Annotated in this window: 14 protein-coding genes; 8 read left to right on the plus strand and 6 right to left on the minus strand. The window is 66.9% G+C overall.

Annotated features, from left to right (window positions below; genetic code table 11):
- The first annotated feature begins 54 nt into the window (after positions 1 to 54).
- From RMCB_RS10540 to bla, 3 genes are read left to right on the plus strand one after another with little or no spacing between them, the layout of a single operon-like run.
- On the plus strand, positions 55 to 2310 hold the full coding sequence (locus RMCB_RS10540; RefSeq protein ID WP_062828739.1) for a polyribonucleotide nucleotidyltransferase: 2256 nt from the start codon (positions 55 to 57) through the stop codon (positions 2308 to 2310).
- Positions 2288 to 3610: a M16 family metallopeptidase gene (locus tag RMCB_RS10545; RefSeq protein WP_062828740.1), complete on the plus strand. Its 1323-nt coding sequence runs from the start codon at positions 2288 to 2290 to the stop codon at positions 3608 to 3610. Before RMCB_RS10540 ends, RMCB_RS10545 begins: the two co-directional genes overlap by 23 nt.
- Before the next feature lie 27 nt (positions 3611 to 3637).
- Positions 3638 to 4513 (plus strand): class A beta-lactamase, encoded by an 876-nt coding sequence (gene bla, locus RMCB_RS10550; RefSeq protein ID WP_062828741.1) that lies wholly within the window; start codon positions 3638 to 3640, stop codon positions 4511 to 4513.
- Positions 4514 to 4517: 4 nt separating this feature from the next.
- Here the strand turns inward: bla and RMCB_RS10555 are convergent, their stop codons facing one another.
- From RMCB_RS10555 to ald, 3 genes are all read right to left on the minus strand, one after another.
- Entirely contained in the window at positions 4518 to 4994 is a 477-nt protein-coding gene (locus RMCB_RS10555) for an Hsp20/alpha crystallin family protein (RefSeq protein WP_062828742.1), read from the minus strand.
- A gap of 147 nt (positions 4995 to 5141) precedes the next feature.
- Positions 5142 to 5708: a DUF4334 domain-containing protein gene (locus RMCB_RS10560; RefSeq protein WP_062828916.1), complete on the minus strand. Its 567-nt coding sequence runs from the start codon at positions 5706 to 5708 to the stop codon at positions 5142 to 5144.
- Positions 5709 to 5789: 81 nt separating this feature from the next.
- Positions 5790 to 6902 carry an alanine dehydrogenase gene (gene ald / locus RMCB_RS10565; protein ID WP_062828743.1) on the minus strand — a complete coding sequence of 371 codons (1113 nt, stop codon included), beginning with the start codon at positions 6900 to 6902 and terminating at the stop codon, positions 5790 to 5792.
- A 69-nt stretch (positions 6903 to 6971) separates the two neighbouring features.
- On the opposite strand from ald, the gene RMCB_RS10570 reads away from it, so the two are divergent.
- Entirely contained in the window at positions 6972 to 7511 is a 540-nt protein-coding gene (locus RMCB_RS10570; RefSeq protein WP_109784233.1) for an HTH-type transcriptional regulator AldR, read from the plus strand.
- 5 nt (positions 7512 to 7516) lie between these two features.
- On the opposite strand, the gene RMCB_RS10575 is transcribed toward RMCB_RS10570, so the two are convergent.
- Both RMCB_RS10575 and RMCB_RS10580 read right to left on the minus strand, forming a co-directional pair.
- Positions 7517 to 8278 carry an META domain-containing protein gene (locus RMCB_RS10575; RefSeq protein WP_062828744.1) on the minus strand — a complete coding sequence of 254 codons (762 nt, stop codon included), beginning with the start codon at positions 8276 to 8278 and terminating at the stop codon, positions 7517 to 7519.
- A 46-nt stretch (positions 8279 to 8324) separates the two neighbouring features.
- Positions 8325 to 9716 carry an HNH endonuclease signature motif containing protein gene (locus RMCB_RS10580; protein ID WP_062828745.1) on the minus strand — a complete coding sequence of 464 codons (1392 nt, stop codon included), beginning with the start codon at positions 9714 to 9716 and terminating at the stop codon, positions 8325 to 8327.
- Between the two features lie 171 nt (positions 9717 to 9887).
- On the opposite strand from RMCB_RS10580, the gene RMCB_RS10585 reads away from it, so the two are divergent.
- Both RMCB_RS10585 and lipE read left to right on the plus strand, forming a co-directional pair.
- Complete coding sequence (locus tag RMCB_RS10585) at positions 9888 to 10370, plus strand: peroxynitrite isomerase (protein ID WP_062828746.1); 483 nt, start codon at positions 9888 to 9890, stop codon at positions 10368 to 10370.
- Between the two features lie 31 nt (positions 10371 to 10401).
- Complete coding sequence (gene lipE / locus RMCB_RS10590) at positions 10402 to 11631, plus strand: lipase LipE (RefSeq protein WP_062828747.1); 1230 nt, start codon at positions 10402 to 10404, stop codon at positions 11629 to 11631.
- A gap of 1 nt (position 11632) precedes the next feature.
- Here the strand turns inward: lipE and RMCB_RS10595 are convergent, their stop codons facing one another.
- The gene (locus RMCB_RS10595; protein WP_109784234.1) at positions 11633 to 12064 is read right to left on the minus strand and encodes a PPOX class F420-dependent oxidoreductase; all 432 of its coding nucleotides are present in this window, start codon (positions 12062 to 12064) and stop codon (positions 11633 to 11635) included.
- A 50-nt stretch (positions 12065 to 12114) separates the two neighbouring features.
- On the opposite strand from RMCB_RS10595, the gene RMCB_RS10600 reads away from it, so the two are divergent.
- Both RMCB_RS10600 and RMCB_RS10605 read left to right on the plus strand, forming a co-directional pair.
- A complete protein-coding gene (locus tag RMCB_RS10600; RefSeq protein WP_062828749.1) occupies positions 12115 to 13662 on the plus strand; it encodes an acyl-CoA carboxylase subunit beta in 1548 nt (515 codons plus the stop codon).
- 39 nt (positions 13663 to 13701) lie between these two features.
- Positions 13702 to 14139 (plus strand): DUF4383 domain-containing protein, encoded by a 438-nt coding sequence (locus tag RMCB_RS10605; protein ID WP_062828750.1) that lies wholly within the window; start codon positions 13702 to 13704, stop codon positions 14137 to 14139.

The following is a 14139-nucleotide window of genomic DNA, read 5'->3' on the forward strand; positions in this document are numbered from 1 at the left end:
GGCGTGACGACGCGAAACAAACGACTGAGTGAATCAGAGAGGCCACCGGACTAAATGTCTGCAGTTGAACTTGAAGACGGTGTGTTCGAATCCACCGCCGTCATCGACAACGGGTCCTTCGGCACCCGCACCATCCGCTTCGAGACCGGACGGCTGGCCCAGCAGGCCGCCGGCTCGGCCGTCGCCTACCTCGATGACGAGACCATGTTGCTGAGCGCCACCACCGCCAGCAAGAACCCCAAGGACCACTTCGACTTCTTCCCGCTGACGGTCGACGTCGAAGAGCGCATGTACGCCGCAGGCCGGATCCCCGGCTCGTTCTTCCGCCGGGAGGGGCGTCCGTCCACCGACGCGATCCTGACCTGCCGCCTGATCGACCGTCCGCTGCGCCCGTCGTTCGTCGACGGCCTGCGCAACGAGATCCAGGTCGTGGTCACCGTGCTGAGCCTGGATCCGAAGGATCTGTACGACGTACTGGCAATCAACGCCGCGTCGGCGTCCACGCAGCTGGCCGGCCTGCCGTTCTCCGGCCCGGTCGGTGGCACCCGCGTCGCCCTGATCGACGGCCAGTGGGTCGCGTTCCCGACCGTCGAGCAGCTCGAGAAGGCTGTGTTCGACATGGTCGTCGCCGGGCGGGTACTCGAAGACGGTGACGTCGCGATCATGATGGTCGAAGCCGAGGCCACCGAGAAGGTCATCGAGCTGGTGGCCGGCGGCGCGCAGGCGCCCACCGAGGCCGTCGTCGCCGAGGGCCTTGAGGCCGCCAAGCCGTTCATCAAGGTGCTGTGCGCCGCCCAGCAGGAGCTGGCCGAGGCCGCAGGCAAGGAGACCGGCGATTACCCGGTTTTCCCCGACTACGCCGAGGACGTCTACTACTCGGTCGCGTCGGTGGCCACCGACGCGCTGTCGGAGGCGCTGACCATCGCAGGCAAGAACGAACGCAACGACCGCACCGACGAGATCAAGGTCGAGGTGCTGGAGCGCCTGGCCGAGACCTACGCGGGCCGCGAGAAAGAGATCGGCGCCGCGTTCCGGTCGCTGACCAAAAAGCTTGTGCGCCAGCGCATTCTGACTGACCACTTCCGTATCGACGGCCGTGGCATCACCGACATCCGTGCCCTGTCGGCCGAGGTGGCCGTGGTGCCCCGGGCGCACGGCAGCGCGCTGTTCGAGCGTGGCGAGACCCAGATCATGGGTGTCACCACGCTGGACATGATCAAGATGGCCCAGCAGATCGACTCGCTCGGGCCGGAGACCACCAAGCGCTACATGCACCACTACAACTTCCCGCCGTACTCGACCGGTGAGACCGGTCGCGTCGGTTCGCCCAAGCGCCGCGAGATCGGCCACGGCGCACTGGCCGAGCGGGCCCTGGTGCCCGTGCTGCCGAGCATCGAGGAGTTCCCCTACGCGATCCGTCAGGTCTCCGAGGCGTTGGGCTCCAACGGCTCCACCTCGATGGGCTCGGTCTGCGCATCGACGCTGGCGCTGCTCAACGCCGGTGTGCCGCTGAAGGCTCCGGTGGCCGGTATCGCCATGGGCCTGGTGTCCGACGACGTCGAGACCGACGGCAAGACGGAACGTCGCTTCGTCGCGCTGACCGACATCCTCGGAGCCGAGGACGCCTTCGGTGACATGGACTTCAAGGTCGCCGGAACCAAGGACTTCGTCACAGCGCTGCAGCTGGACACCAAGCTCGACGGCATCCCGTCGAAGGTGCTGGCCGGTGCGCTGAGCCAGGCCAAGGACGCGCGGCTGACCATCCTCGAGGTGATGGCCGAGGCGATCGACCGTCCCGACGAGATGAGCCCGTACGCGCCGCGGATCACCACCATCAAGGTGCCCGTGGACAAGATCGGCGAGGTCATCGGGCCCAAGGGCAAGATGATCAACTCGATCACCGAGGAGACCGGTGCGCAGATCTCCATCGAGGACGACGGCACGGTCTTCGTCGGTGCTGCGGACGGCCCGTCCGCGCAGGCTGCGATCGACAAGATCAACGCGATCGCCAACCCGCAGCTGCCGAAGATCGGCGAGCGGTTCCTCGGCACCGTGGTCAAGACCACCGATTTCGGTGCGTTCGTCTCGCTGCTGCCGGGTCGCGACGGTCTGGTGCACATCTCGAAGCTGGGCCGCGGCAAGCGCATCGCCAAGGTCGAGGATGTGGTGAAGGTCGGCGACAAGCTGCAGGTGGAGATCGCCGATATCGACAACCGCGGCAAGATCTCGCTGGTTCTGGTGGCTGAAGAGGAAACAGCAGCAGAAGCGACCCCGGCCGCCCCTGCCGATGCCGCGCCCGCCGAAGCCTGATCGCAAGGCGTCGACACTGGATACCTCGCAGGTCCGCCGGACCATATTGCCCGGCGGACTGCGGGTGGTCACGGAGTACATCCCGTCGGTGCGTTCCGCATCGGTCGGGGTGTGGGTGGGTGTCGGTTCCCGCGACGAGGGTCGTAGCGTCGCGGGTGCCGCCCACTTCCTGGAGCACCTGCTGTTCAAGGCGACGCCGTCACGGAGTGCGGTGCAGATCGCACAGGCCGTCGACGCCGTCGGCGGTGAGCTGAACGCATTCACCGCACGCGAGCACACCTGCTACTACGCGCATGTGCTCGACACCGATCTGGAATTGGCTGTCGACCTCGTCGCGGACGTGGTATTGCGGGGGCGGTGCGCTGCCGACGATGTCGAGGTCGAGCGCGACGTGGTGCTCGAGGAGATCGCCATGCGCGACGACGATCCCGAGGACACCCTGGGCGACGTGTTCCTGACGGCGATGTTCGGCGACCATCCGGTGGGTCGACCGGTGATCGGCAGCGTCGAGTCCATCACGGAAATGACTCGGGCGCAGCTGCATTCATTCCATATTCGGCGCTACACGCCGGACCGGATGGTGGTGGCGGTCGCGGGCAACGTCGACCATGACGTGGTGGTGGCGCTGGTCAAGGAGCATTTCGGCCCGAAACTGGTCTCCGGCCGTGACGCGGTCCCGCCGCGCAAGGGCGTGGGTCGGGTCACCGGACGTCCGGCCCTGGAGTTGATCGAACGCGACGGCGAGCAGACTCATCTGTCGATGGGAGTGCGGACCCCGGGGCGACACTGGGAACACCGGTGGGCGCTTTCGGTGCTCAACACCGCACTCGGTGGCGGCCTGAGTTCCCGTCTGTTCCAACAGATTCGCGAAAGCAGGGGGCTGGCCTACTCGGTGTACTCGACGGTGGACACCTTCTCCGACAGCGGCGCATTCTCGGTATACGCCGGGTGCCAGCCGGAGCGGTTCGACGAAGTGGTTCGGGTGACCACCGACGTGTTGGAAACTGTTGCGCGCGACGGCATCACGGCCGACGAATGTCGCATCGCCAAGGGGTCGTTGCGGGGCGGCCTGGTGCTCGGGCTGGAGGATTCGGCGTCACGCATGCACCGGATCGGGCGTAGCGAACTCAACTACGGCGAACACCGAAGTCTGGAGCACACATTGGCTCAGATCGACGCCGTGACGCTTGACGAGGTCAACGCTGTCGCACGCCGGCTGTTGACGCGGGAGTACGGCGCCGCTGTGCTCGGACCGTCGGAACTGGCCCTGCCGCAAAGGCTTCAGGCCATCGCAGGTTGACCCTCCCGCACAGGTAATCTGGGGTCGATGACTGGACTCTCGCGGCGCAATGTACTGATCGGATCGCTGGCGGCAGTGGCGGTTGCTGGAATAGGGGCGCCGACGGCGTCGGCAGCTCCGCTCGACGACCAGATCGCAGGGCTGGAGAAGCGCAACAACGCATCGATCGGCGTGTTCGCGGCCAATGTGGATTCGAATCGGACGGTGGCTCATCGGGCCGACGAGACGTTCGCGATGTGTTCGACGTTCAAGGGCTACGCCGCCGGTCGCGTACTGCAGCAGGTCGACCGTGGGCAGTTGGCGCTGGATACCCGGATATTCATCGATCCGAGCGCCATCGTCGCCAACTCTCCGGTGACCGAGGAGCGGACCGGTGCCGACATGTCGATCGGTGAGCTGTGCCAGGCCGCCTTGCAACACAGTGACAACACCGCCGGCAACCTGCTGTTGAAACTGATCGACGGGCCGCCGGGTATCACCGCGTTCGCCCGCAGCATCGGCGATAACCGCACCCGGCTGGATCGTTGGGAAACCGCACTGAACTCGGCCATCCCCGGTGATCTGAGGGACACCTCGACGCCGGCTGCCCTGGGCGCCGGTTATCGCGCGATGCTGACCGGAGACGTGCTGAGCCCGCCGCAGCGTCAGCAGCTTGAGGAGTGGATGCGGGGCAACGAGACGTCGAGTATGCGAGCCGGGTTGCCCGCCGGCTGGACCAGTGCCGACAAGACCGGCAGTGGGGACTACGGCAGCACCAACGACGTCGGCATCGCGTACGGGCCGGACGGGCAGCGGCTGCTACTCGCGGTGATGACGCGGTCGCGGGCTGATGACCCGAAGGCCGCCAACCTGCGACCGCTCATCGGCGAGCTGACGGCACTGGTGGTGCCGTCATTGCTGTGAGGTGTCAGCCGTGGAATTCTTCTGTGGCGGGAGCGATCTCGGCGACCTGATCGTCGACATCCTGGATGGCGATCTGACGGGCACCCGACGGGTTCTGTGAGAGCGGGACCCGCACGGTCAGGATGCCGCGGTCGTAGCTTGCGGTGATCGCCTCCTCGTCGGCACCGGCAGGCAGGGTCACGGTGCGCAGGAACGAACCGTACGAGAATTCCGAGCGAGAGTTGACGTCAACCCGCTCGGTGCGCTCGGCCTTGACCGTGAGCTGGCCGTCGGAGACGGTGATGTGGACGTCGCTGGAAGGGTCGATGCCCGGGATTTCGGCCCGCAGCTCGTAGTGCTCTTCGGTGACCTCATCCTCGATGCGCATCAGGTTGCGTTCGAAGATCGGCCGCAGGCTGGCGAACGGGGTGATGCCGGCGAAGAACTCCGAGAGCTCCGGCAGGAAGGGGCGGGGCTGGTGTGCGACGGGCAGATTAACCACGGGTAACTCCTCGCATTCTGGTGGTGGCCGCAAAGCGCGGGGAAAAGGCACTGTGACGCTTGCCTTTTCCGATCCAAGCACCGCTGCGGGGCCTCCGGCCTAATGCGCGGTGAACACCGTGAATACGCGAACTGCCGCCGCGGAGTCTCACATGAGCGGCAGCGAATTGTCGCGATACAGCGCGAAGAAGTAGGGCCGACGCGATCCGCGCAGGTCCATCGCGCCGATCACCGCATCGTCGGACAGTCTGCGGAACACGTCGTTGATGGGCAGCTGGTCATAGATCATGGTCGCGGTGTCGGTGCCCCGGTATCGCGTGGTGCGCAACCGGGCCTTGGCTGCGCGGGTTTGCAGCACCGGACGCAGCGCGGCGATCGCTCGTGAGATCGGCAAGGCGCGCGGCGCGGCCAATTTCGTGGGCAGTTTCGCCGTCACGCCAAGGCCGCCGAACGCCAACGCCGGATTCAACGCCCACAGGCCCTTGCCGTCCATCGTCGGGAACAGCAATGGGTGAACGGTCTCGGCGTCGACGAAGCGCTTGCCCCACCAACCGCTGGCGGCAAGCAGGCCGTCCATGGGGTGCCCGGTGGGGACTTCGGCGCCATGCCACGTGCCGATCATGAAGGCGGGGTCGACCGCCTCGGCCGCGTCGAAGACCTGCAGAGCTTCGTCGGTGGTCGTCGGGACACTCGGCAACAGTTCCTGCAGCAGCATGCGGCCCACCATACTTGACAGGTGTCAAAAGTCATCGCCCGGCCGGCATGAGCTGCCGGCCGGGCGATGGGATGCGAGTTCCTACAGCAGGGTTGCCGGATCGGTGAACGGCAGCCCGAGGTCGGCGGCGACCTGCTCGGACAGCAGGGCACCATCATGGGTGGACAGGCCCTTGGCCAGCGCCGCGTCGCTCGCGCAGGCGGCCTTCCAGCCCTTGTCGGCCAGCTTCAGCACATACGGCATGGTGGCGTTGGTCAGTGCGAACGTCGAGGTGCGCGGCACCGCACCCGGCATGTTGGCCACGCAGTAGAACACGGTGTCGTGCACAGCGAAGGTGGGGTCGTCGTGGGTGGTGGGGCGCGAGTCCTCGAAGCAGCCGCCCTGGTCGATGGCGATGTCCACCAGGACCGCACCCGACTTCATGTGAGCCACAGTCGCATTCGTGACCAGCTTGGGGGCCTTCGCGCCGGGGATCAGCACCGCGCCGATCACCAGGTCGGCCTTCTTGACGGCCTCCTCGAGCTCCAGGCTCGACGAGTAACGGGTTTCGATGCCGGCGTTGGTCTCGTTGTCGATCTTGCGGAGCGTGTTGATGTTGAGGTCGAACACGGTGACGTGAGCGCCCATGCCCTTGGCGATCCGGGCGGCGTTGTAGCCCGCGACGCCACCGCCGATGACGACGACCTCGGCCGGTGCGACACCGGGGACGCCGCCCATCAGCACGCCGCGGCCGCCGTGGCTGCGCATCAGGTGGTAGGCGCCAACCTGTGCCGACAGGCGGCCGGCGACCTCGCTCATCGGCGCGAGAAGAGGGAGCGCGCCGTCGGCGGTCTGCACGGTTTCGTAGGCGATGGAGGTGGTGCCCGAGGCCAGCAGCGCGTCGGTGCACGGCCGGGAGGCCGCCAGGTGCAGGTAGGTGAAGAGCGTCTGGTCCTTGCGCATGCGGCCGTATTCGGCCTCGATGGGCTCCTTGACCTTGAGCAGCAGTTCGGCGTCGGCCCACACCTGGTCGGCGGTGGCGACGATCTCGGCGCCGGCGGCCTTGAAGTCGTTGTCCGAGATGGCCGAACCCTCGCCGGCGCCGGCCTGGATGATCACGTCGTGGCCACGGCGGGTCAGTTCGGAAACGCCGGCCGGGGTGATGGCCACGCGGAACTCGTTGTTCTTGATCTCGGTCGGGATACCGACGAGCATGATCGCTCCTTCAAAGTTGGTGTGCTGAAATCAGTGTGAAGAAACGTCGGAGAATGAGCAATATGTCTGATGAAGATTCGCTACTGTGGCGGAGTGATTGAAGAATCGGCGAATGGGACCCCGGCTGCAGCCCGCTCATCGAAGGATGTTCGGCACTCCGGCCTCGATGACGTGGATCGGCGGATTCTGCTGGCCCTGCACGCCGACGCCCGGATCTCCAACAGTGCGTTGGCTGATGCCGTCGGGATCGCTGCCTCGACCTGCCACGGTCGGGTGCGTCGCCTCCAGGAGATCGGAGTGATCCGGGGCTTCTACACGGATATCGACCCGGCGGCGGTGGGTTTGGGCCTCCAGGCGATGATCTCGGTCAGTCTGCAGTCGAACGCCCGCGGGAAGATCCGCAGCTTCATCGCCCAGATTCGTAAACGCCCTCAGGTGATGGACGTCTACTTCTTGGCTGGTGGTGACGACTTCATCCTGCATGTCGCCGCACGCGACACCGATGACCTGCGGGCTTTCGTGGTCGAGAACCTCAACGCCGACGCGGATGTGGCAGGCACGCAAACGTCACTGATCTTCGAGCATCTGCGCGGCGCGTCACCGCTGTAACCCCGCTACTGGGCGCGCAAGATCAAGCCGTAGCCGTCATCGCGGGTGAGCCGCAGTTGGTCGGCGTCGATCGATGATCGGACCGTATTGCTGAGCACACGCAGTACCGCGTGCTCCACATCGCCGATCTCGCCGACGCACGCCATTTCGGTGGTCGCCAGCGGCCCGAATTCAATGGTGCTGCCGTTGATCTGGGCATGACCGGTGAACCGATTGCAGCCCGTTGAACCCGTCACGGCGCCGTCGGTGGCGATGGTCAATGTCGGCCTGCTCTGCTCCAGCGCCGCTGAGGTGGAGACGGCGTCGGGGGATACCAGGCTCTGGACCTGCCACGTGGTGCCGGTGAGCGGCTGGTCGGGGTCTACCACCTTCTTGTCCTTCAGCGTGACGGTCGCGGTCGGGCTTTGCAGGGTGAGAGTGTCGTCGGCCAGCGACCACGACGGACCGGCTTGGAAGAATTTCGAGACCCAGGCGTCGGCGTCCCCGAGTGGTGGCGGGCAGGCCATCATCGTGCTCGCCAGCTGTGTGACGATACGGCCGTCGGCGAGTTCCGCAGTGCCCGAGCCGTGGTTGCAGCCGGCGAACGTGCTGATGCGGTCTCCGTCGAATCCGACCGTCAACGGACCGCCGCCGGGGATCTGCTCGCCGTCCACCGCGACCGACACGAAAGTCCGGCCCTCGGGACTGGCCGCGCTATCCGCGCCCGCGGTACTGGAACAGCCGGCAAGGGCGAGCGCAGCGGCAAGCGCGGCGGGGAATGGGCGCATGCCCCACCGTAACCACCCGCACGCCGCTCGCGCCCGGAAGTGTGAATCACGATGTTGGACAGTCTGTTTCGTCGTCGTCTTGGTTGTCGGTGAAGTATTGCTGGGGGTGGTGGTAGGTGTTGATGCGGGATTGGCCGGTGTCGAGCAGCGCTGGTGGGATCCATTCGCAGCGGCCGTGGGTGTTGATGCGGGTGGTCCATTTGCCGGGGCCGACGAGGCGTTGATGGGGCCCGCAGCCCAGGGCGAGGTCGGTGATGTCGGTCAGCCCGCCTTTGGCGAAGTCTCGGGTGGCGTGGTGGGCTTGGCTGCGGTGCCCGCTGGCGGTGCAGCCCGGGCAGGTGCAGCCGCGGTCGCGGGCGAAGAGCATGAGCCGTTGCCCGGGGGTGGCGATGCGTTTGGTGCGGCCGAGGTAGAGCGGCACGTTGGTGTGGTGGTCGAACACGGCCAGGTAGTGGTGGGCGTGCGCGGCCAGGCGGATCAGCTCGGCGATGGGCAGTTTCGACCCGGTGGCGGTGACCGCCACCCCGGCGCCGGTTTCGAGTTCGTGCAGGGTGGTGGTGACCACGATGGATACCGGTAGTCCGTTGTGCTGCCCCAGTTCGCCGGACATCAAGGCGTGGCGGCCCAGGGTGAGCAGGGCGTCGTGGGTGCGTTGCCGACTGGTGCGGGTGTCGGTGTCGATCTGTTCTTGGGTGGGGGTGCCGGCGGTGCAGGGGTGTTCGTCGTCGGGGTTGCACATGCCCGGTGCGGCCCATTTCTCCATCACCGCGCCGAGGGTGGCGCCCAGTTCGGCGGTGAGGCGGCCGCGGATGGTGCGGGTGCCGTCGGGTTCCTGGGGGCCCAGCGTGATGCCGCGGGAGCGGGCGGCGAGGTCTTCGGGGGGTTCCTCGCCGTCCTGGTTGAGCAGATACAACGCTTCAGTGATCGCGGTGTGCAGCACATCGGGGCAGTTGCTCGCGGCGACGGCGACCAGCTTCTCCTGCATGTGCTGGCGGCGTTGGGTATCGACCCAGGCGGGGCAGGCGGTGAAGAACTTCTCCAACTCCTCGATGTGGTCTGGGGTCAGCCAGCCGCCGGCCTGGGCGGCGGCGGTGGCGGGCCGCCGTGGCGGTACGGGTTGGCCGGTGAGGGTGTGGCGGGGTCCGAGGGTGATGGCGTCGCGGACGCGGCGGCGGGCTTCTTTGTGGGAGATGCGTAGCCGGATCCGTAGGGCTTCGGGCCAGGATTTCGCCCCGATCCGCGCCGGGGTGCTCTGATCGGCCAGGGCGGTGATCGCGGCGTGCTCGACGGTGGGTGCCAGGTTGCGCAGCTCTTGGATGCCGGAGCACACGTCGAGCAGGTCGGCGGGTGACAGGGACCCGAACGGCAGGCCGCGCACCGCGTCGAGTGCCGCGCGTACCGCGGCGAGCGCGGCGGCAACCTCCGACTCCGACTCCATACTCGAACACTAGTTCGAATCACCGACAAAACCCCACGCACTGTGACCCGTGAGGCCACATTGACCAAAGTTGTTGGAGCTGAATCGATGACCGTCGGTCGCCAGGGCCGGAGGGGCTTGTCTCCGCCGCCCGATAGTCCGACCACGCACGTTATCCGTACGCTGGCGACCGTGGTTGATCTTCATCCCGACATCGCGGTCTTGGCTCCGCTGCTGGGCATCTGGTCGGGGCCAGGTGCCGGCGAGTACCCGACCATCGAGTCGTTCGACTACGCCGAAGAGATCACCTTCGGCCACGTCGGTAAGCCCTTCCTCGCCTACGGCCAACGCACGAAGTCGCGTGCCGACGGTCGTCCACTGCACGCCGAAACCGGCTACCTCCGGGTGCCGGCACCGGGTCGGGTGGAATGGATCCTCGCCCATCCCACGGGCATCACCGAAATCCAGGAAGGCTCGCTGGCAGTCGTCGGTGACACCATCGAGATGGAGTTGACCGCGACCAACATCGGTCTCAGCACGAGCGCCAAAAGCGTTACGGCACTGTCACGTTCAATCAAGATAGCTGGTGACGAGCTCGCCTACACCCTGCGTATGGGTGCGGTGGGCCAACCGCTGCAGCACCATCTGTCGGCGACGTTGAAGAAGGTCCAGTGAGCGTCCAGGGAGTAACGAAGGCGGATCGCGCATGAATCCAGACGGCAGAATCGCAGTGCCCACGGACCTCGACGCTGTCACCGACGTCGCGGACGAGGATCACTCGGAGATCGACCCGCAGGTTGTCGAGCGGATCTGGCAGTCGGTGCAGCACTGGTATCGCGCCGGCATGCACCCCGCGATCCAGGTGTGCCTGCGGCGCAACGGGAAAGTCATCCTGAACCGCGCGATCGGACACGGCTGGGGCAACGGCCCCGACGACCTACCCGATGCCGAGAAGATCCCTGTCCGCACTGACACGCCGTTCTGCGTGTATTCGGCGGCCAAGGCCATCAGCACGACCGTCGTGCACATGCTCGTCGAACGCGGATACTTCTCGCTCGACGACCGGGTCTGCGACTATCTACCGAGCTACACCAGCCACGGCAAGGACCGGACCACCATCCGGCACGTCATCACCCATAGTGCGGGCGTGCCGATCCACACCGGTCCGCGACCGGACGTCACGAGGGTCAACGACAGTGAGTACACCCGTGAGCAACTCGGCAACCTCAAACCGGTGTACCGGCCCGGCCTGGTGCACATCTATCACGGACTGACCTGGGGTCCGCTGGTCCGCGAAATCGTCCAGGCCGCCACCGGCCGCAACATCCGAGACATTCTCGCCGAGGACATCCTCGAACCCCTCGGGTTCCGCTGGACCAATTACGGTGTTGCAGCCGACGAGGTTTCGCTGGTTGCGCCGAGCCATGCCACCGGCAAGCCGCTCCCGCCTCCGATCGCCGCGGCTTTCCGGGCCGCTGTCGGCGGGACCCTGGACCGGATCATTCCGTTGAGCAACACGCCGCTGTTTCTCACCAGCGTGGTCCCGTCGTCCAGCACTGTCTCCAACGCCGACGAGCTCTCACGCTTCGCCGAAATCTTGCGCCGCGGAGGCGAACTGGACGGGGTACGGATCATGCGGCCCGAAACGCTGCGTGCCGCAATCAAACCGGCCCGGCGGATGCGACCCGACGTGGCGACCGGCCTCAAACCGATGCGCTGGGGCACCGGCTACATGCTCGGCGGCAAGCGGTTCGGGCCGTTCGGGAAGGACACCGAGTCGGCGTTCGGCCACACCGGCCTGGTCGACATCGCGGTGTGGGCGGACCCGGCACGTGCGCTGTCCGCGGCGATCGTCAGCAGCGGCAAGCCCGGCGGCCATCGCGAGGCCAACCGCTACCCGGCGGTGCTCAACCGCATCGCCGCCGAGATCCGCTGAGTCAGCGCAGCCGCTGGCCGTACACCTTCTCCACGGACAGCGCCATCAGAATGCGCTGATCCGACACCATGGCGGCACGGTATTCGTCCCAATCCGGGTGTTCACCGGCCGCCGCGCGGTAGTAGTCGACGAGCGCCTGCACCTCGGGGCCGTGCGGATCCGAACCGGGGCCGGTCAGGGTCACCGAGCCTTCGGCGGTTGCCCAGGCCCACCGGTCGTCGCGGGTGACCTCGATGGCGGCGCGGGGATCGCGACGCAGGTTGGCCGTCTTGGCCAGCCCTGCCCTGATCGACACGTAGATCACGTCCGCGTCCCGGTCGTAATACGGCGTCACCGGAGACAGCTGCGGCATGCCGTTGGCTTTAATGGTGGCGAGTACACCCAGCCGGGCCTCGGCCAACAGATCACGCGGATCGAACGCAGAATCGGTCACAACGATGGGCAACCTGTGACCGGATGCCCATATTCCAGGGGAGACGAGATATGTCCGACGAACCGCTGCGCGACGACCTGGCCGAGGTGCTGCGACGCCGGGCTCTGACCCAGGACGCCGCGCGCCCCGACGCCGTGGCGCGTCGTCATGACGGCGGTGCGCGCACGGCGCGGGAGAACATCGACGACCTCGTCGACCCCGGGTCGTTCGTCGAGTACGGCCGCTTCGCGATCGCCGCACAGCGTCAGCGTCGCGATCTCGACGACCTGATCGCCCGCACCCCGGCCGACGGTCTGGTGGCCGGTACCGCGCGTATCGACGGTGCTGCGTGCGCGGTGCTGTCCTACGACTACACCGTGCTCGCCGGAACCCAGGGCGCCCTCGGACACCGCAAGAAGGACCGGCTCTTCGAGCTCATCGAGCGGATGCAGCTGCCGACGGTGTTCTTCGCCGAGGGTGGCGGCGGCCGGCCGGGGGACACCGACTATCCGACGGTGTCGTCCTTGGAGGTCAGGGCCTTCGCGCTGTGGGCCGCGCTGTCCGGTGTGGTGCCGCGGATCGCGGTGGTCAATGGCCGATGCTTCGCGGGCAACGCGGTGATCGCCGGGGCCGCCGATCTGATCGTCGCCACCGCGAACAGTTCGATCGGGATGGGTGGCCCTGCGATGATTGCCGGCGGTGGCCTCGGCGACGTCGCGCCCGACGAAGTGGGGCCGATCTCGGTGCAGGCACCCAACGGCGTCGTCGACGTCGTGGTGCCCGACGAGGCGCACGCCGTCACCGTCACCCGCACGCTGCTCGGCTACTTCGCCGGCGCGGGCCCATCGGGCGCCGAAGCGGACCAGAACAGCTTGCGCACAATGGTTCCCGAGCGGGCCAGGCGGGCCTATCCGATCAGACCGATCATCGAGACACTCGCCGATTGTGGCTCAGTCACCTTCCTGAGGGAGAAGTTCGCGCCGGAGATGGTGACGGCATTTGCCCGCATCGACGGCAGACCGGTGGGCGTCATCGCGAACAACACCATGGTGAAGGCGGGTGCGCTCACAGCCGCCGCATCGGACAAGGCCGCGCGATTCCTGCAGTTGTGCAACGCATTCGGCGTGCCCGTGGTGTCGCTCGTGGACTGTCCGGGATACATGGTCGGCCCAGCCGCCGAGGCCGAAGCCCTGGTGCGGCGCGGGTCGCGGTTGTTGGTGGCCGGGGCAGCACTCACGGTGCCGCTGGTGGCCGTGATCCTGCGCCGGGGTTACGGCCTTGGCGCACAAGCGATGTGCGGCGGCAGCCTGCATGAGCCCCTGCTGACCGTGGCGTGGCCGGGCGCGCATCTGGGCCCGATGGGGCTGGAGGGCGCCGTCCGACTCGGCCTGCGCAAGGAACTGGAAGCCATCGTCGACGACGATGAGCGGGAGCGGGCCGTGCAGGCGGCGACCGCGGCTGCCGAACGAAACGCGCGGGCGCTCAACTCGGCGTCGATGTTCGAGATCGACGACGTCATCGACCCGGCGGAAACCCGCACGCTGATCGCGGCCACGTTGGCGGCGGCCGCCCAGCACCCGCGTCCCGCCGCCACCACGAGATTCGTCGACACCTGGTAACCGTTGACTACACGCTGTAGTAGACGTAGCGTCCGAAGAGTGAAGCAATGGAGCTTTGCCCAGTGGGGACTATTGGTGATCGCCACGTTCCACGTGGTCCAGGCGGTCGTCGGATTCATCGCCGAGCCCAGTTTCGCCACCGGCCCCGGCGCCCCCACCGTGCAGATCATGGGGATGGACTACAACGGCTGGCATGCCGTCGCCGGGCTTGCCCTGTTCGGCCCCGGCCTGGTGTTCTGCCTGCGGAAGTCGTGGTCGGTGCTGTACCTGTTGCTCGCGGCGGTCGCCGGTGCGCTGCCGGGCATCTGGGCGTTCTTCTCCAATCAGGTGGCCTTCGTGTTCAGCTTCCCGAACAACACCACCGACGCGGTCGTGCACATGATCACCGCGGCCATCATGATCGCCGTGGCCGCGGTACAGATCCGGCTCGACGGAGGCCTGCGCAACTCATTGGCCGACCTCCGGCAGAAACCGTGA

This window comes from Mycolicibacterium brisbanense (assembly GCF_001570425.1).
GTDB classification, from domain to species: domain Bacteria; phylum Actinomycetota; class Actinomycetes; order Mycobacteriales; family Mycobacteriaceae; genus Mycobacterium; species Mycobacterium brisbanense.